The 14,044-nt window shown below is 64.4% G+C and carries 13 protein-coding genes; 8 read left to right on the forward strand and 5 right to left on the reverse strand.

Features of this window, described 5'->3' with window-relative positions:
* Positions 1-3: 3 nt before the first annotated feature.
* From dpdE to AB0H36_RS08270, 4 genes are all read right to left on the reverse strand, one after another.
* A complete protein-coding gene (dpdE, locus tag AB0H36_RS08255) occupies positions 4-3,294 on the reverse strand; it encodes a protein DpdE (RefSeq protein WP_360518553.1) in 3,291 nt (1,096 codons plus the stop codon).
* Positions 3,295-4,589: 1,295 nt separating this feature from the next.
* Positions 4,590-4,988, reverse strand: a complete 399-nt coding sequence (locus AB0H36_RS08260; protein WP_360518556.1) for an Imm1 family immunity protein — start codon at positions 4,986-4,988, stop codon at positions 4,590-4,592.
* Positions 4,989-5,847: 859 nt separating this feature from the next.
* Positions 5,848-6,711, reverse strand: a complete 864-nt coding sequence (locus AB0H36_RS08265; protein ID WP_360518559.1) for an aminoglycoside phosphotransferase family protein — start codon at positions 6,709-6,711, stop codon at positions 5,848-5,850.
* A gap of 17 nt (positions 6,712-6,728) precedes the next feature.
* Positions 6,729-8,048: an XRE family transcriptional regulator gene (locus AB0H36_RS08270; protein ID WP_360518562.1), complete on the reverse strand. Its 1,320-nt coding sequence runs from the start codon at positions 8,046-8,048 to the stop codon at positions 6,729-6,731.
* Between the two features lie 215 nt (positions 8,049-8,263).
* Between AB0H36_RS08270 and AB0H36_RS08275 the strand changes: the two genes are divergently transcribed.
* From AB0H36_RS08275 to AB0H36_RS08285, 3 genes are all read left to right on the forward strand, one after another.
* Positions 8,264-8,464 carry a hypothetical protein gene (locus AB0H36_RS08275; RefSeq protein WP_360518565.1) on the forward strand — a complete coding sequence of 67 codons (201 nt, stop codon included), beginning with the start codon at positions 8,264-8,266 and terminating at the stop codon, positions 8,462-8,464.
* An 82-nt stretch (positions 8,465-8,546) separates the two neighbouring features.
* On the forward strand, positions 8,547-8,873 hold the full coding sequence (locus AB0H36_RS08280) for a hypothetical protein (protein WP_360518568.1): 327 nt from the start codon (positions 8,547-8,549) through the stop codon (positions 8,871-8,873).
* 358 nt (positions 8,874-9,231) lie between these two features.
* The gene (locus AB0H36_RS08285; protein ID WP_360518571.1) at positions 9,232-10,074 is read left to right on the forward strand and encodes a methyltransferase domain-containing protein; all 843 of its coding nucleotides are present in this window, start codon (positions 9,232-9,234) and stop codon (positions 10,072-10,074) included.
* Between the two features lie 33 nt (positions 10,075-10,107).
* Here the strand turns inward: AB0H36_RS08285 and AB0H36_RS08290 are convergent, their stop codons facing one another.
* Positions 10,108-10,632, reverse strand: coding sequence for a hypothetical protein (locus tag AB0H36_RS08290; protein WP_360518574.1), 525 nt, complete (start codon positions 10,630-10,632; stop codon positions 10,108-10,110).
* Between the two features lie 107 nt (positions 10,633-10,739).
* Here AB0H36_RS08290 and AB0H36_RS08295 point away from each other — a divergent pair, with 107 nt between their 5' ends.
* From AB0H36_RS08295 to AB0H36_RS08315, 5 genes are all read left to right on the forward strand, one after another.
* Positions 10,740-11,000: a hypothetical protein gene (locus AB0H36_RS08295; RefSeq protein ID WP_319043645.1), complete on the forward strand. Its 261-nt coding sequence runs from the start codon at positions 10,740-10,742 to the stop codon at positions 10,998-11,000.
* Between the two features lie 17 nt (positions 11,001-11,017).
* Positions 11,018-11,887, forward strand: a complete 870-nt coding sequence (locus AB0H36_RS08300) for a DddA-like double-stranded DNA deaminase toxin (RefSeq protein ID WP_360518577.1) — start codon at positions 11,018-11,020, stop codon at positions 11,885-11,887.
* The gene (locus AB0H36_RS08305) at positions 11,884-12,324 is read left to right on the forward strand and encodes an Imm1 family immunity protein (RefSeq protein ID WP_360518580.1); all 441 of its coding nucleotides are present in this window, start codon (positions 11,884-11,886) and stop codon (positions 12,322-12,324) included. The genes AB0H36_RS08300 and AB0H36_RS08305 overlap by 4 nt, the downstream gene beginning before the upstream one ends.
* 102 nt (positions 12,325-12,426) lie before the next feature.
* Positions 12,427-12,792, forward strand: coding sequence for a hypothetical protein (locus AB0H36_RS08310; RefSeq protein ID WP_360518583.1), 366 nt, complete (start codon positions 12,427-12,429; stop codon positions 12,790-12,792).
* Between the two features lie 552 nt (positions 12,793-13,344).
* Complete coding sequence (locus tag AB0H36_RS08315) at positions 13,345-13,863, forward strand: HD domain-containing protein (protein WP_360518586.1); 519 nt, start codon at positions 13,345-13,347, stop codon at positions 13,861-13,863.
* Positions 13,864-14,044: the final 181 nt, after the last annotated feature.

Below are 14,044 nucleotides of genomic sequence, written 5' to 3' on the forward strand. Positions count from 1 at the left end.
TGGTCAGTCCTCCCCGATTGAACGGCCAGAGAGGATGACCAGGCCAGTGCTGTCCAGCCGTAAGGTGGGGGTCCTTATTGCCTCGGCCAAGGCGCCAGCCACGACCTCTTCGCGATAGATGTCCTGCTCGAGGGTCGCCAATTCCGCGCCCGAACTCCGCGCCGCGCGCAGTCGCAACTGCAACAGACGCGTCGTCGCGTCGCTGGACGCTATGGCCGACGCACGTGCAACGGCATCGCGGATGTCCTCACGCCCACGGACTAGGCGCTGGGCAGCGGCTTCGGCATTCCGCCAGGAACTCCGCCAGTCCGAAATGGAGATCAACTCGTAGGCACGCTCGATTCGGGTCCGGTTGAGCGCATAGTCGCCGCCTTCCACCGCAGGGTGCGGCTTCACGTACGGCGCCGAGAGCGCATCGAGGTGGACCTTCGTGGTGAGCTCCGTCGCGTCCGCGCTCATCCAGACCGTCACAATGATCGGCGGCAACATCCCGTCGGCGCGTCGTGCAATGGACAACTGATCCATCCCCAGGCTGACCCTCGCGAGTTCGCGACGCGGATCGGAGGCCTTCGGAGCCTCGAGGGGCTTGGCCTCGACAGCATAATCGAACCGGTACACAGGAGTATCGTCACGCCGCCAATCGGGCAACCACCGCCACATGCCGAACGCTCGGCCGCGGTCGTCGTGCCAGAGGAAGTCGCTGACTGCGTCAATGAACTGATCGCCGTAGCGGTAGAGATGGACGTCGTCCTTCTCGATCGCGATCGACCGGGAGAACGTTCCCCGGTGCCCCTTGAGCGGCATGAAGTCGCGTAGCAGGCGCCAGGCAGGGATCAGCGGGATCTGTGCTTGCTTGCCCGGCAAGCGGCCAAGGATCTCGTAGCCGCCGAGATCCAGCATCGGATTGCCGATGGGGTCAAAGCGCAAATTGCCTGGCACCCGCTTGGCGGATAGCAGTCTGTCGGTAAGGTCGGCAAACTCATTTGCCACGGATTCGACGTCCATCATCCGGGCGTAGACGGACCGCTCGTCCGCAGTTGTCTCGAGGCTATCGAGCGCGTCCTGTTCTCGCACGCGCTCGATCTCTCGGGTAAGCATCTCCTGCACCGTAGTGATCGCCTCGTCGGCGCCAGTTACCCCCTGCTCCAGCAAGATCCGCCAGGCCTCGTCGGTCGCCTCGTCGACCGCCTGCTGCAGGCTCGCGACAGATACGTCGAAGATGCCAAAGCCGTCGGTCAAGATCCGCCGCCAGGCGCCGGCGAACGAGTTCTCGGTCTCTCCTGCAATCATGTACGAGCGCCACGGAGAGGTGTCCTTGGCGGCCCAACGGTCACAACGTCCGATGCGCTGCTCAAGGCGGTTGGCCTCGGCAGGCAAGCCAACGTGCACCAGCACGTTGGCGAACTGGAGGTTGCGGCCCTCCTCGGCCGACGCATCTGCAACTAATACGGCGGCGCTGCGGATCTGCTCGAAGCGGCGCAACGCTCGTTCTGCCTGGTCAGGAGGGTCACTGGCGAGGTGGCGGAAGACAGACTTGCTTCCGAGCAACTCCTCGAGTTCGTCGGCGATCTCCGCCGCCGACGCTGTAGTCGGGCCGAAGAGGACAACACGTTCCTTGACGTTGAATAGATAGCTCATCGCATCGGCTATCGGACGGCTGACTGTGTCGCGACGCGACACGAAGGCAAGGTCCCGGATCACCCGCTCCAACGCTGCGCGTTCTTCCTCATCAACACCAGTCGACGCCCGCTCGGCTGCCCAGTCCCGCAGAGCCTCCGGGTCCAGCATAAATGACACTGCCTGGGCCAAGGCGCGCCCGGTTGCGCGGAGTGCCTCGCGGTCGCCCTCCGCAGCAGCCAGCGCCTGCTCTCGCCACCGGTCAAGGACCTCTGTTGCGTCCTCGTCGGCTGTCGAGTGCAAGGCGAGTACCTTCGGCGCACGTCGCCCGCCGACACGGTATGAGCCTTCCAGCGCGGCGGTCCGTCGAGTGCGGAGCATCCGCCGGTGGACCCGGTAAACCTCAGCCACATGGTTGCGCAAGGCCTGGATCTCAAGGACAACCGCATCCTTGTTCTGTGCGCGGATCGCTTCGCCGGTCCTGACGACAATCGCAGTGAGCTCCTCGTCCCCAGGGAATTCGGCTTCGATCTCGGCGAGTCGCGCTTTCAGGAGGCTACTCGGCAGACCCGGTTGCAGGCCGAGGAAGATGCGGCCGATGCTGGCTCGTGCCTCTAGGCGCCGCCTCAGGTCCGCCGCTGTTGTCTCGGCGTAGACGGCCGGGTCCAACAACTTCAACATCGCTAGGAACGCGTCTTCGTTGTGAAGCGCCGGTGTCGCGGACAGCATCAATAGGCGGGGCGAGGCGCTCGCAACCTCAGCGAGGCGCGCGAAGCGCGCCGCAAGGGCGGGATCGGCGCTGCCGGCCATCCGGGCCAGGTTGTGTGCCTCATCCACGATAAGGAGATCGGCCGGCTCCCAATGCTGCGGCTCATCGTCCCGCGCGAACCGGATCTGAGCTCGTTTGAAGTCGTGGATGCGGAACTTCTGGGTCAACTCGCGCTTCCACTGCTCGACAAGGAATGGCGGGAGGATGAGTTGGACGCGCAGGCTGGGCTTGTCCAGCAGTTGCTGGCGGACAACGATGCCAGACTCGATGGTCTTGCCCAAGCCGACTTCGTCCGCAAGCAAGTAGCGCTGGACAGGGTCTTGCAGGACTCGCCAAGCCGTCTCGACCTGGTGTTCGTGCAATTCGATACAACTCGAGAGAACCGCACGCATGCCGTGGACGGCCGAACGTTGCCGGAGGATGCCCTGGAGGAACGGCAGCCGCATGTCGGCGAGGAGGGGGGACTCCAAGAGACCTGCCTCACCAAAGCCGACCGGATCGGACAGTGGCCTATCCCAGCGGACGAACAGCTTCTCCTCTGGAACGAAGCCCTCCCATTCGTGACCGCGGACATAGATGTCGTTGTGCTCGTTGGATTCAATGATCCGACCCGAGCGCCAGCGGTCTTGTTGGTCGATCCAGAACACGCGAAGTTCTGGGCTGAGCGTAAGTCGGGTGAGACTGCGTCGACTTACAGATTCCTGATATCGGGCAGACGGATCCTGACCAGGGGCGTCGAAGTACTCGAGCACCAGGTTCTCGCCGTCACGGGCAACCAACTTGCCGGCTCCGAATGTGTTCTCGGCGGAGATCAGCAGATCGCCGCGACTCAGCGATCTCCCGCGGGCGCGTCCGGACGCGGCAGGAGTGGCCACACGATTCTTCGGCAACTGCCGCGGCTGTGACACGTCGCCAGTGGCATCGCGGGAGCCTCGGCAGCGTGGATACTGCGAACAGCCCCAAAACCCCTTGCCGGCATTCCGTCCCCGAGATGCGAACTGCATGACCATGGGTGAGTTGCAGACTGGGCAACGCACGCGGTCGGTCAATGGAACCCCAATCAGACATAGCCTCGTTGAGCCTATCCATGAATCGGTGCGAAGTCAGGGAGGCTCGGCGTGTCCACTCGGGCGCACCGCATGACTGCTCTACACAGTCACACCCACGCCTCGTTACACCTGAATGCAAAGTTGCACCATCCCCTGGCTGCGCATTCGACCCCGACGGATCGGCCCCCGGACCGCCAGCAACACCTTGGATATCGCGACAAGCCACTAGGCGTTACACGTCTGCTATCCATAGATGAAGTTGGGACCAATGCAGGTCCGGACGGTTCTAGGGCTGGCCAGTGACAGTTGTGTGCGACAGGGCCGCACGAGCGCAACGGGATCGCCAGTTACCGATCGCCAACAACCTCGCTTCGACAGGCATCTCCGCGCTGCACGTAGACAACGGCGTCGTGGTGAATTGGACGGCATAAGTTCGTGACCGCGCCAACTCCTCCGGCCGTCCGCACCTATCAGGTGGTGCCGAGTTCTTCTCGCACCGCGACACGGCTAGGTCCTCGGCGCCAGGCAGTCACGAGCCGTGCCAGTGAGCCGATCCTCGTGGCATGCTGCACCGTCGCCGCCTCAACGTCTCGATCGTGCACGCCATCTCGGGTCCTCAACTTCAGTGCCCGACCTCTTGCCGCCATCTGCGAGGGCAGCGGCAGTAGATACCGCGAAATATCAGCCAGTGCGACGACGGCATCAGCGTGCTCGAGGACGCCCACTCAGTGGTCCTGGTCGAGCGCGCCCAAGGTGACAGCCTGCGGTACATTAGCCGCGTCACAGCGAAGAACCTGCGTGTCGGTTTCCTCGGAGTTTCTGAACTACGAGGTCGGACATCACGTCACTTGGGGTTCGTGTGACATGTTGTAAGGAGGTTTCGAGTAGACGTTCGCATAAAGCGGCTTGAGTCTCGGCACGAGTTCGAGCGTCTCGGTCCCCGGATGGCGGGTCAAGGTCTAGGTCATGGTCTCTCCCTCGGCGCAAGCCGCTGACGTCGTCGGGTCAGGCATCAATGGCTGGACCAGAAGACAGACGTGACCCCTCAACCCGAGCGATCAGCGTATCGCTGGCGACCAGAGGCGGCAGTTCGACAGGAGCAGCCTCGACCGGCCACACCATAGAACACACGTTCATCTTCGCCATGTGAGCACTTAGCCGACTGCCAACTCCCAGGCCACCAGTTCAGGACGTCTGCCAGTGGCGAGGAACTCGGAGGCCGCCGCACGAGCCTCCTTCACGGTGATCGCGCTGCCTCTGCCCATGGTTGTCGGCACGCCGCCATAGTCGAAGGTCGCCTTCTGCGGCTCGTCGAGGGTGCCAGCTGAGCGGTACTTGGCGGAGCCATCGACGTCGTCGTAGAGGGTCAAGGAACTGAAGGCCGCTCCTAGCCCAATGTTGATCGTGGCGAGCTCATCCGCACTGACCAATTCAACCCAGGTCGGCCGCGGCAGACTTGCGACTCGGTCGAGCAGTTCGTCGAGCGCGGCCTGGCTGCCGATGCGCTGCTGTCCCGCGTCATCGTCGTAGTAGGCCGTCAAGAAGTCGTTCATGCGAGCCCTCTCCCATCACCGATGTAGTCCTTATAGCCGCCTGGCCAACGGACCGTCGCTTGGCGCTGGGTGGCAACTGCCACGGCAACGTGTTGTCGCAGCCGTACCGTCCACCGAAGGGACACTTGTTCACGTACAGGGTCATTTCTCGAGGCGTTCCTGCACGGCGCATGAGGGCCGCCTCGCCCTCCGCGTGTTCTCACTCGCACAGAGTCGAGGCTGGCGGTTCGGCCGCCGAGACCTGGCGCCGTACCTCTGGGTCCTCGCGGCCCCGCTGCGCACATGGATCAGGCCCCCACCGCCCGGCCTGGTCAGAATTCCGGATGTTGGCCCGACATCTCCCGGTCGCTCGGGTAGTCGCCGAACAGTCTGCTCGACGAACGGAGCGGGCTCGGGCCTTTCTCCAACTTCATCACTGAAGCCACTGTGCTGCGGCCGATCGTTGATGGTGCCCCCGCGACGCTGGTCCATCTTCCTCCCAACTCGTCTCATCCCACGCCCGCGCGGGCTTATCCGGCTTGTTGGCTTCCCGCTCGTCGTCATGGTCGGCACGGCGACGTCGGTGGGGGTGCGGTTACCTGGCCCTAGCGACCGTCCGCCCCTCGAGCCGCCGGTTGGTTCGGCGGTTCGAATGCCGCTCATCATCTGCTCGACCCACTGCCTCTCGAACCTCAGCCTGAGACATGCAACGGACTGCCTCTTCGCAACGTGTGGCCGATGACCAGACGCGGCGATAGCGTCGAGAGGTGCCTGCGCTGACGGTGATCGCGAGGCTGAACCCATTCCAAGCTGCCCGATCTGCTCAGATCGCTAGCGATGGCGGCGCCTTCTCGGACCAGCACAATCTCGTTCCTTAGCCTCAGCTCAGTGGCTTCCAGTCGGGCCACGGCCTTGGTCCGCGCAGGCCGCGAATACTGGCGACTCTCAGATCGGCCTGCTCACGGAGTGAAGGCTCTTCGCTCGCACGCTGGGCCGCGTAGCAGGTGACGCGCAACTCACGGATGTCGCGCAGCACATCGAATCCGTCCCACATGAGCACGTCATGTCCGTATGCCTGTGCGAAGGCTTGGTACTCCTCGGCCGTCATAGTGCCGAACGTGCTCAACCGAACCGCGGTGCTGACCAGATCCCACTCGGGCGGTCCGAGCGAGAAGCGTTCGAGGTCCAGGAGCACCGGGCCATCGACTGTTACCACGACGTTGCCAGCCCAGGCGTCGCCGTGGATCACGCTCCGTGGCAGGCCGGCGGGAAGGTCATCGAACGCCTCCCTGAGTCGAGCAAGCTGCCCACGCAGCCAGTCCCGATCGTCTTCGGTCAAGGTCGTCGCTCCGTCGATACGTTCGGCCAGGCGAACGAACGGGGCAAGCGGTGGAAGATCGAAGTTATTCGGTAGTGGACTGGCGTGTAGGCGTTTGAGTACGGCGGCGACCTCGGTCGGGGTGCCATGACGGTGCTCGGGGAGCTCACGCCAGAAGGTCACCGGCGAGCCATCGATGACGACCGGCTGGTCAACGTGGGCGACGGTCTCAACTGCTCGCACCTCTACAGACGCGAGCCATCGTGCGACAGCGACCTCGTTACTAGCGGCGTCAACCTGCCCGCTTCGTCCGATGCGCACCACCACCTCGCCCGGGAGACGGTAGATGGCATTCTCGCCCAGCCGAACTGGCTCGGCGCCCGACGAGGACAGGCCAACCTGACTGCACGCCCGCTCGAGCAGCACCTCTGAAGGTGGCAGTGTCACGAGGCGGCCAGCACATTACGGATGTCGTGGCGCAGCTCGTCGACTTCATCGAGCCGCGCGAACACCGTCGCCCGGCGCGCCAGGTCACGCAGGTCGTCAGCTGCCCGACGTGAACGCAAGGACCGAGCGTCCTTCAGTGCCTGCGCGCCGATGACAGCCGCCTCCTGGGGATCGCCGACTGTCATGGTCAGCGATGCCAGCTTGATGCCGCTCATGGCGCGCGAACGCACGTAGGTCTCGGTGTGGCCGGCGACGGCGCTAGCCAGTCTGGCAGCTGCTTCCTGTTCAGCTTCGCCCTGACGAACGGCGAGATCCCACAAGGCATGCCCGGTGTCGCCAAGGTGCTGTGCCTGGTCGTAGTAGCGCATCCAGTCGGGATCGTTAGCGGGATCGGCTTGGGCAAACTGCTCATCCGCCAGGCCAACTGTCCGCAGCGTCTCCTGCACATGGCCAAGCTTGGCCAACGCCCGAGCTCGCGCAGCCAACAGCATGGCTCGCTCCGTTGCCGTCAGGCGGTCGGCACGCACCAGCGCCATCTCAGTAAGCGTCAAGCCCTGGTCCGGGTCGCCGCACCAGATGGCTTGGCGCGCCATCGAAGAGAGGGTCTTCGCGCGCAGATTCCAGTCGGCAGCTTCGTCGGCGCAGGCCTGCGTGAAGCGGAACATCCGCCGTGCGTCGTCGTGGGCGTAGGCGTCGAAGGCCATCATGGCGCAGACGTGACCGAGGAAGCCGACTGAGGAGAACAGCTCGCCGCGTAGGTGCTCGGGGCAACGAGAGTCCAACATCTCGGCCGAGTGACGGAGCTGGGCGATGACCGCTTCGCGTGCCAGCCCGCCGCCGTAGTGGTTGTCCCACGAGCCGAAGACCCGCGCCGCCGTACGGACGCCATCGATGTCGGCTTCCGTGACGATGCTCGGAACCGGTGTTGCCTGATCAGGCGTTAGCAGTTCCAACAGCGGTGCCGAGGACACTGCAGCGGCACCTACGCCGATAACTGCTCGGAGGAACCCTTTTCGATCCACGTTCTCCACCGGTGGGGATGAGTGGCGGCGCACTCGGAACCCCAGGTCAGGATCAGTGCGTACGCCAGTGATAGCCCTCAGGGCCGCCCGATAGTCGGCCTGAGGGCTTCGAATTAGTCCCCGTTCGAGCTTGCCGATGTAGTTGGCGTCGATGTCGGTCCGGCGGCCACGGTGCTGCCAGATCCACTCATTGACCATTTCAGCGAGATCCTGGCGGGACGCCGGCTGACCCGGAGCGTGAGGCGACTCCACGCGCTCGCGCGCGTGGCGAAGCTGATCATTCGCCTCCGTCACTCATCGATGGTGCCACAGGCTGTGACCACCGGGCACCTAACGGCGACGATTCCTCCCCAATTCCTCCCTCTGGCATCCCTCCAACCTCCCTTCCCGGGATCCCTCCCGAACGGGAAGGTGGTCGCCATGACAGCGAGTACATGGATCCTCACGCTCATCGCAGTAGTGCTCTACGGCTTCATGATCCGCGACATCATCGAGGAGGTACGCGGCGAATGACGATGCTTGCTGATGTCCCGCAACCAACCGAACGCCGCATCCGCGTCTGGTTCGGTGACCATGTCATCGCGGACTACACCGCCGAGCCAGCAACGGCCATGAAGTACCAGGCGGGCATGACGCGGCGCTTCGCGAGCCTTCGCATCACCATCGAGCCGGCGACCGCGGCGGTGAGATCGAGTGCTGCTGACTCGTGAACGGCCAGCACCGACGTGGCTGGTGGTCCCGGCTCTGGGAGCGCTTGGTCGCGGCCTTCCGCCGCTGGATGGACGAGGACCGGTGACCGACTACAGCCGGCCATTGCTGCTCGGATACGCCCGGCGTGACCTGTACTTGTCCGGCCGACACGTCGACGACATGAAGGGTGAACTCGGCGAGTTCGGCCAACTCGAAGGCTTTCTCATGGGCTCGGTGTACGTCGAAGACCCTGAAACTGCCCCGCAAGCCTTCGAGGGGCTGGTCGCTTCGGTCAGTCGCTACGAGATCACGGCGGTTGTGCTGCCGAGTCTGCGGCACCTGGCACTGGTGGGAGATCCGGCAGCGGTGCGTGCGCAGTTCGAGCGGGTCACGGGGGCTCGCATCGTGCTGCATGAGGTCACCCCATGAACTGGCGGAATCGGTGGGGAGCCGTCGTTGTCAGCCCCTCACGTGCAGAAGATCGCTGCACACCCATCGACTCCGTCGTACCGCGGTCCTTGTCCGAGTCCTCCTCTCCCCTGTGGAGGGCTCGGCCAGGGCCCGTTCAGATGCCGGCTGGCACGGGACGTGAATGCGAGTCCGCTCCGTGTCAGCCGCTCAGGCACCGAGGCCCGGACGGGTGCCTCGGTCACAGCTGGCTGGGTGGCTGGGCCTCCGCGCCCGGGGCGAGCGACCACCCGGCCAGCGCCGTTCAAGACCAGCGGGTGGGCGCACAGCCTGCAGAGCGGACGCCCGCCCGCTGTTCCACATCGATGATAGGAGCGCAGTGGATACGCCCGTAATCCCGCTAGATCGGCCGAGTGTCGATCCAGCGATCGAGAGACACTATTCGAGCCGCTGGGACGAGGCCGCCCGGCTGAACTCGACCGTCAAAGGTCGACTGGAGCAAGCCCGACTCTACGACTTCCTCGGCCAGTGGTTCCCGTCGGCTCCGGCCCGCATCGCCGATATCGGGGGCGGTCCCGGTGCGCATGCTGGCTGGCTCCGCGACCAAGGGCACGACGTTGTGCTGCTCGATCCGGTCCAGCGTCACGTCGACCCGGCCAACGCAGCAGGCATCACCGCCGAGCTCGGCGACGGGCGCCGGCTGCCGCGGCCTAACGAGTCATTCGATGCCGTGCTGATGGCGGGGCCGCTATATCACCTGCCTGACGCCAGCGATCGGCGCATGGCGCTTCGTGAGGCGCTGCGGGTGTTGCGACCGGGCGGCGTACTCGCAGCCGTAGCTATCAACCGGGCTGCGAACCTGATCGGCTCAACGCTCGCCAACACGCTCCTGACGCGGCACGGCATCGTGCGCGACATCCTGGAGACCGGCCACAGCGCCAACAACGAGCGCATGGCGCACTGCTACTACCACCGCGAGAGCGAGCTACGCAGCGAACTCGTCAGCTCCGGGCTACGGCCGGTCAACATCTTCGGCCTCACTGGTCCCGGTGGCTGGCTGACCGTCATGATCGACGCCCACTTCAAGAACCAGCCCTACACCGACAAGCTTGCCGAACACGACCCGATCGACACGGCACTGGAGTGCTCCCGTCTGGCCGACCGCCTTCCGGAGCTGGTGGCGGCAAGCTCGCTGTTCCTGGCCGTGGCTCAAAAGGGCTGAATCGTGGCGCACTGCTGCACGGCTGGTCAGACCTCAGCCGGGCCGGCCGTGCAGCTCGACGTACTCCTCTTCGGCACGGAGCACCTTGGACAACACAGCCTCTGCGCTCGGGAGTGGATGCAGCGGGAACTTCGACCCGTCCCACCGCAGCCGGCCATCCAGGGTCGTCGAAGGCGGGATGACCACGGGCGTACCGGGCTCGATGTACTCGACACCGGTCGCCAGTGGGCCGAGGTCGGGGTCGGGCTGCAACGTGCAGGTGATCCAGTCGCCGTTCGGCAGCTGCATCGTCGGCGGCCAGATGCCAGGTCGCTCCTGCTCGTAGAGGCGCTTGCCATAAGCGCCAGCGATCCGCGGCAGGCGCCAGATCGCGACGGTCGGACACGACGTGATCGCCAAGTTCGGCGGCTCGTCGACGCCCCAGGCTACGCGGGCTGCGTCGGCATCCGTGATCCAGTCGCCGTCCGGCGCACCAGAAATGGTTGCTGCCTGCACCGGAATGCAGCGCTCCACGCAGGCGAGAGCCGTGTCCAACAAGGCGTTCTTGCGTCGAATCATCTGCCTGATCGTCCTCCCGTATCGGGAACATCATTGCCGCGCTACCGCGAGGCTTGTCAATCCGTCCCCAGCAGACCGCTGAAGTCCAACTAAGTGAGGAGCTCTCGATGTCCCAAGTCGAACAGATGAAGATGCAGCTGCACGGCCTGGCCGATCAGTCACGCCAAGGTGCCGCCAGCTTGGCCGGGTTCAAGCAGCGCTTCGAACAGTCTAGCCAACAAGTGCAGATGCTGATCCGCGGTACAGCGACACGGGCCGACCAGGACATCGCGACCATGCTCGACGCTGCCGCCAAGTCGGTCGATCAAGCCGTCCAATCGCTACAGATCGCCGAAGCCGGCTGCCGCAGCTACGCCGACCAGATTTAGCCGGCCGAGGCCGTCGTATGCCTTCCGAGCTGCAGCGGGTCGCTGAACAGCTGCTCGCCTGCCTGAACGAGGCACCGCGGGCGGTCGGCTACCTTCATGACCGAGCCAGGAAGTGCCGCGAAGCCGCGGCATGGATCGGCAACCGGAGCAACAACCCGAATGCCCGCATGGCCGCCATGCAGCTCGACGACGCAGCGCGACGCTGCGAGGAAGCTGCTCACTACTTGTCTCAGGCTGAGGCTCGGGCAAAGCAGTGGGTCGAGCAGATGGTCAGCGGCATCCGAACCGCCGAGCCAAGCGGCGGCTTGGCGGCTGGCCGGCCGGTCGGTCCAGGTGGCAGCACGCGACCCGCGGAGCGCCGCCAGGACGAGGACCATGAGCCTGGAGCGGACGAGCCTGACCGGATGACAGGGACCGGCGATGAGACGAGCCCGGAGGAAGCATCGCCGGGGCGACGGATCAGCGACGAGGAGGGCCACCGGTTGCAGCAGAAGCTACCCCGCCGGGAAGAGTCCGAGCTGACTCAGCCGAAGACCCGCGGCCTGTGGGTTGATAAAGATGGCAACGAGGAGGAGCTGGTCAGCGGTCAGCATGATGAGTGGTTTCAGAAAGCGACGGACTTCCTACGGGGACAGGGAATTCCGCCGAGGCACGGTGGTACCATCACCACGCCGTCACACGTGGAAACAAAGTTCGCCATGCGAATGCGAGTTGAAGGTCTAAAGCACGAAACGATCATGGTCAACAAATTACCATGTCCAGGTAAGTGGGGATGTCGGGCATTGATTGGTTTGATCCTTCCGCCGGGATCAACGTTGACGGTATTCGGTCCTGACGGATTCAAGAAGACCTATCCACAGCCACCATCAGACCAGGAGCAGTCATGAGCAGGGTGGAAGCGTTCTTCCGGCACGAGCACGACGACGATCCCGTCGTGCTCACCAACGCGGGCGATGCCGATGCTTTAGTGGATGCACTGCTGAGCGAGTCGTTCGACTACTCCGTCGCCACGCTGTACGCGGACGGTCGTCCGCTCATGGCAGGGTTACCCGACCATGAGATGCGTATAGCGGTGAACGCCAAGGCTGACGTGGGCGGGATTCGCTACGCCGGCGGTGACGATCAGGACGTGACGTATGTACCCGGTGCCATAAGCCAGCGTGACGAGATGTTCTATGTCTACGCAACGCATGGCGAAGCCTGGCCGCAGGATTCCGAGGTCAGCATCGGGCAGGTTCGTCAAGCAGTACGGGAGTTCATTGAAGGCGACGGTGCCCGTCCTGAGTCGTTCGAGTGGCGCGCGTGGCCCGATGGCGTCAGCTGAGGGTTCTATGCAGATCAGGTGCGGCGACTCCATTTGGGAATGTGAGTACTGGGCGTGTGCAGTCTCGCGTTCGCCGCTGTAAATCCCTCTCACTAAGGAGCAATGCAGTTGTCGAACGAACAAGGCCGCATCTTCCGTGAGGCATGGATTGCGGGTGTTGCGAAGCACTACCCCGGCGTGCCAAAGGCTGGGTACGTCGCGCCATGGGAAGACACGCCTGACTGGGAGCGGGAGAGTGCCGCAGCCGTGTGCGAACAGGTGCGGGCGTTTGTCGAGGCCTCGGAAGGGCGCACGAGCAAGCTCAGCCGCGAGCAGAAGGGCCGGTTCGTAGCGCTGTGCTGGATCGCTCAGATCTACCGCCACATCCCCAACCCCAAGCCCAGCTATGTAGCTGACTGGGACGACCTGCCGACCTGGCAGCGAGAAACTGACTCCGACATCTTTGAACGAATTGAAGGCGTGAGCTAACTCGATCGACGTCGCACCGGGAGGCTCCGGGAGCAGCATCGCCTCCCCTGCGGTCTGGTATTCGACTTGCGAGTCGCACTGAACGCCCAACCAGCTTGATCAACGCCTTTCGATGCACGTCTCCCGCACCACCCTCCGCAGATCCGCCGATGGGAGGGAGACTTCGACAGCGCGCGAGCAGGGTCACGCTAAGCTCCCGCGCACCTCATCACCGCAACGTCGAGTCGAAGCTGGTCAGGAACGCGGCCGGCGAAACCACCTGCTCGAACGTCTCACAGATCGGGTGAGCGCTCCGATGAACATCCACAGCCTGTGGCAACTGGTGCTCGCACCTCCGGAGCTCTCGCAGTACGACAGAGAGCTACGGCAATGGGCCGGCGGGTGGGTCGAGGCAGCAGCACTGGACGACAACCCCGCTGGCAGTAGCACCGTAGAGTTGAACAATCTGTGGTGCGCTGTGCAGTTGGCCAACTGATGGTCGAACGGAGTACTCGTGACGGATGACGCGCGACCGACCAGGACGCAGCAGGAGTCGTCGCCTTCGCCTACGAGATGGGAGTACTCAAGCGGCTCCGTCGGGCCAGCTGGTGGCATGTCGGCGTCCGTGACCCCGAGTCCGTCGCAGAGCACAGCCTGCGTGTTGCCCAGCTCGCCGCACTGATCGCCAGTGAGGAGGGCGGCGACCCGGTGCGGGCGGCCTACCTGGGGATGTGGCACGACTCGCAGGAGACCCGCATCGGCGACATCCCACACAGCGCTAAGCCGTACATGGATGTCGCGAGCAACGAACGCATCACCGAGGACCAAGTCGCCGTCCTTCCCGAGGCGGCCGCCAAGAGCATCCGCGAAGCCGTCACCGAGTACGAGGCCGCCGAGACGATCGAGGCACGCTGCGCCAAAGACGCGGACCGCCTCGAATGCCTCATGCACGCCGTCGAGTACGGCGAAGCCGGCTACAAGCGAGTCTCTGGCTGGATCGAGTCGTCCCGCGCCCGAATCCAGACCGACTTCGGTCGACGCCTCGCCGAAGCAGCTCTTCAAACCTCACCACTCGCCTGGCGCGACCGCTGACACTTCCCCCTTTCCTCGGCGCGGAGCCCGCGAACCTGACAGCGAGTCCGAGGCCGACTAGAGCAACTGTCTCGTCGGCTCACTGCGTCGCGATTGGCGCGATTCCGTCAGGTCTCTACGAATAAGTGAAGGCGCCAACTCCAAGCGCAGCAACACCGCCGCGGGCCGACAAGCGTCGCTA

It is taken from the genome of Kribbella sp. NPDC050820 (assembly GCF_040653975.1).
Classification (GTDB): domain Bacteria; phylum Actinomycetota; class Actinomycetes; order Propionibacteriales; family Kribbellaceae; genus Kribbella.

Excerpts from the sequence above, each read along its gene's own strand:
- AB0H36_RS08260 (WP_360518556.1), bottom strand. The coding sequence starts at position 4,988 with ATGAACGACTTCTTGACGGCCTACTACGACGATGACGCGGGACAGCAG.
- AB0H36_RS08275 (WP_360518565.1), top strand. The coding sequence starts at position 8,264 with ATGACGATGCTTGCTGATGTCCCGCAACCAACCGAACGCCGCATCCGC.
- AB0H36_RS08290 (WP_360518574.1), bottom strand. The coding sequence starts at position 10,632 with ATGATTCGACGCAAGAACGCCTTGTTGGACACGGCTCTCGCCTGCGTG.
- AB0H36_RS08295 (WP_319043645.1), top strand. The coding sequence starts at position 10,740 with ATGTCCCAAGTCGAACAGATGAAGATGCAGCTGCACGGCCTGGCCGAT.
- AB0H36_RS08300 (WP_360518577.1), top strand. The coding sequence starts at position 11,018 with ATGCCTTCCGAGCTGCAGCGGGTCGCTGAACAGCTGCTCGCCTGCCTG.
- AB0H36_RS08305 (WP_360518580.1), top strand. The coding sequence starts at position 11,884 with ATGAGCAGGGTGGAAGCGTTCTTCCGGCACGAGCACGACGACGATCCC.
- AB0H36_RS08310 (WP_360518583.1), top strand. The coding sequence starts at position 12,427 with ATGCAGTTGTCGAACGAACAAGGCCGCATCTTCCGTGAGGCATGGATT.
- AB0H36_RS08315 (WP_360518586.1), top strand. The coding sequence starts at position 13,345 with ATGGGAGTACTCAAGCGGCTCCGTCGGGCCAGCTGGTGGCATGTCGGC.